Source organism: Paenibacillus sp. AR247 (assembly GCF_002968895.1).
In the GTDB taxonomy this organism is placed as follows: Bacteria; Bacillota; Bacilli; order Paenibacillales; family Paenibacillaceae; genus Paenibacillus_AQ; species Paenibacillus_AQ favisporus.
The window spans coordinates 168,129-170,890 of record NZ_PCZT01000002.1 but is presented as its reverse complement, the minus strand read 5'-3'; the positions used below and the strand labels follow the sequence as shown (position 1 = coordinate 170,890).

Below are 2,762 nucleotides of genomic sequence, written 5' to 3'. Positions count from 1 at the left end.
AGCCAGGCAGCCCAATTTAACGGCAGTAATCTGACATTAAAAGCATCGCCAATCATCGACAAAGGCGAAACGTACATCCCTGCCTCCCTGCTTGCCGATACGCTGGGGGCCAAGGTAACCTGGGATGCCAAATGGCGGCAGGCCGAAGTTGCAATCGGTCAGGGCAAGATGACGATCGTCTCTCAAGACACTGCAGGCTTGATCAAGAAAGCAATGCAGGGCAGTCTGGCCAAATTCATCGGGAAAACGTATTGGGTAAACGACTTTGATGGCTGGGAACGCTTCTCCAAAGTTACGGTGACGGATGTTCTTCCAACGGACACCGGAAGCTTTGTCGTCGTTTTCAAATCGGCTGCTGGAAAAACGCTGAAGAGTTACGCCATGAATACGTCGGAAGTGACGCAGTTGTTTGCCGACTCGACGTACTTTTTGAAATATGATCCCTATACAAAGTATAAATGGTCATCTTCGGTCTGGAGCCAGATTAAGGCGGGCAATGTAACGCTCGGCATGACCAAGGAGCAGGTGCTGCTGTCCTGGGGAAATCCCGCCGCTAAAGATATCCAGTCCGTGAACGGAACGAAGATCGAGACCTGGGGCTGGTCCAATTACGATGTTGTCTCTTTCATTGATGGCAAGGTTTCATTAATCATCATGTAACGGCTGGAACAGCAATCATTTGAGCCGCCAGTCCATTTACATAAACCGGCGCCGGGTATACCCCGGTGACCGGTTTTTTTAGTTCGTGTCAGAGGAAAAATAAACTGCGGCTTGCCATGAAAAAAATGCCGTGCTACAATACTGACTGAACGTTCGGTATATATATGTATTGGAGTGAGCGTCATGAACCAGAAGCAGCTGCAAAGCGAACAGACCAAGAGGAAGATTGCAGATGCCGCCCGCGCGCTGTTTGTTCAAAAGGGTTATAAGGCGACTTCGATCGAAGATATCGTGGCCGCGACCGGGAGCAGCAAAGGCAACATCTACTATCACTTCAAGAGCAAAGAAGGATTATTCCTTCACCTGCTCGAAGAATGGGACCGCGAATGGGAACTGAACTGGGAGCAAAACGAGCACTTGTATAAGACCACTACCGATAAGCTGTATGCCGTGGCGGAACAGTTGGCGGCTGACGACTTGAACCATCCGCTCACGAAGGCAGCCGATGAATTTTTTCATAACGAAGAAAAGACATCCGAAGTGGAATCCCGTATGGCCGAGATGAAGGTCAAGCATTTGGCGTTTAATCAGAACCTGCTGCAGGAAGGAATCGACCGAGGTGAATTCATGCCGGGCGATGCCGAGCGGCTCGCAGCCGTGCTGGAGGCGATCTTTTTCGGCGCCAATCAGCTGTCGCGCAGATTAAACCCTGAGAAGACGACCCTGCTGTACCGGGATGCCGTCACTGTTTTTTTGAACGGAGTGGCGACGGATAAGCAAGCAAAAGAACGATAGCGGAGAATGGTCTTCGTTATCTCACGCCATAATACATAACGAACGTTCAGTATACATGCTGAATTTGCTTACGGAGGCTTTTTTATGTCGCTGCTAGTTAGAAACCGGGGAGCCATTCTGCTCCTCATGCTCAACAACTTCATTATTTTTACGGGCATTGGACTTATCATTCCAATTATGCCGAGTTATATGAATCTGCTGCACATTAACGGAAGCGTGCTGGGCCTGCTGGTTGCGGCCTTTTCCATTACGCAGCTCGTCTTTTCGCCGATCGCCGGCAGGCTGTCGGACTCCATCGGCCGCAAAAAGGTCATCCTGGCCGGACTGTTGCTGTTCGCCGTGTCGGAATGGCTGTTCGGCGCTTCCAGCACGCTGCCATTTCTGTTCCTGGCGAGAATGCTGGGCGGGGTGAGTGCGGCTCTGGTTATGCCGGCCGTCATGGCCTATACCGCTGACGTCACAAGCGAGGAAGAGCGCGGGAAAGGGATGGGCTTCATCAACGCTGCCATTACGACAGGTTTTATCATCGGACCCGGCATCGGCGGCTATCTTGCCGAATATGGCATTCGGGTTCCTTTCTACGCTGCCGCGGTCGGCGGGCTGCTAGCCATGGCGGTTACCGCGTTCTTCCTGCGGGAGGTGCCGAAGGCCGCGCAGACCAGCGACGGATCAGATACCAAGATGGCACCGGCCGGATTGCTGCGCCAGCTGGCAGGTGCCTACCGGGCCCCTTATTTTATCAGTCTGATCGTCGTGTTTGTCGCTTCGTTCGGACTCGCCAATTTCGAGACGGTGTTTGGGCTGTTTGTCGATCATAAATTCGGCTTTACGCCTAAGGATATCGCCTTTATCATTACGTTTGGCTCGGTCTGCGGGGCGGTGGTGCAGATAACCATCTTCGGCTGGATCCTGAACCGCTTCGGAGAGAAAAGAGTCATCACGCTCAGCATTTTCGTATCGATCCTCTTTATTATTTTCACGCTGCTTGTGCATACGTTTTGGCTTATGGTCGCCGTGACCTTCGTTTTGTTTCTGGCGATGGATATTTTGCGCCCGGCCATCGGGACGCAGATGTCCAAGTTTGCCAATGAGGAGCAGGGTTATGTGGCGGGGCTGAACTCCGCGTTTACGAGCCTTGGCAACATTATCGGCCCGATCATTGCGGGGGCGCTGTTTGACATGAATGTGAATTATCCGTACATTCTCGCAAGCATCGTGCTGGTGTTTGGATTCCTGCTGTCCTTCAAGTCCCGGGAAACGCAGTATGAGCTGGAGTCCAGATCGGTGCGTTAATTCAGAAACAGGTT

At 52.1% G+C, this 2,762-nt stretch carries 3 protein-coding genes; all 3 read left to right on the top strand.

Annotation, left to right across the window (positions count from 1 at the left end; all coding sequences use genetic code 11):
- On the top strand, positions 1-660 hold a 660-nt coding region (locus CPT76_RS38670; RefSeq protein WP_258167962.1), incomplete at its 5' end, for a copper amine oxidase N-terminal domain-containing protein.
- Positions 661-843: 183 nt separating this feature from the next.
- Entirely contained in the window at positions 844-1,455 is a 612-nt protein-coding gene (locus CPT76_RS01175; protein ID WP_076170344.1) for a TetR/AcrR family transcriptional regulator, read from the top strand.
- 84 nt (positions 1,456-1,539) lie between these two features.
- On the top strand, positions 1,540-2,748 hold the full coding sequence (locus tag CPT76_RS01170) for an MFS transporter (RefSeq protein WP_076170343.1): 1,209 nt from the start codon (positions 1,540-1,542) through the stop codon (positions 2,746-2,748).
- The last annotated feature ends 14 nt before the right edge of the window (positions 2,749-2,762 follow it).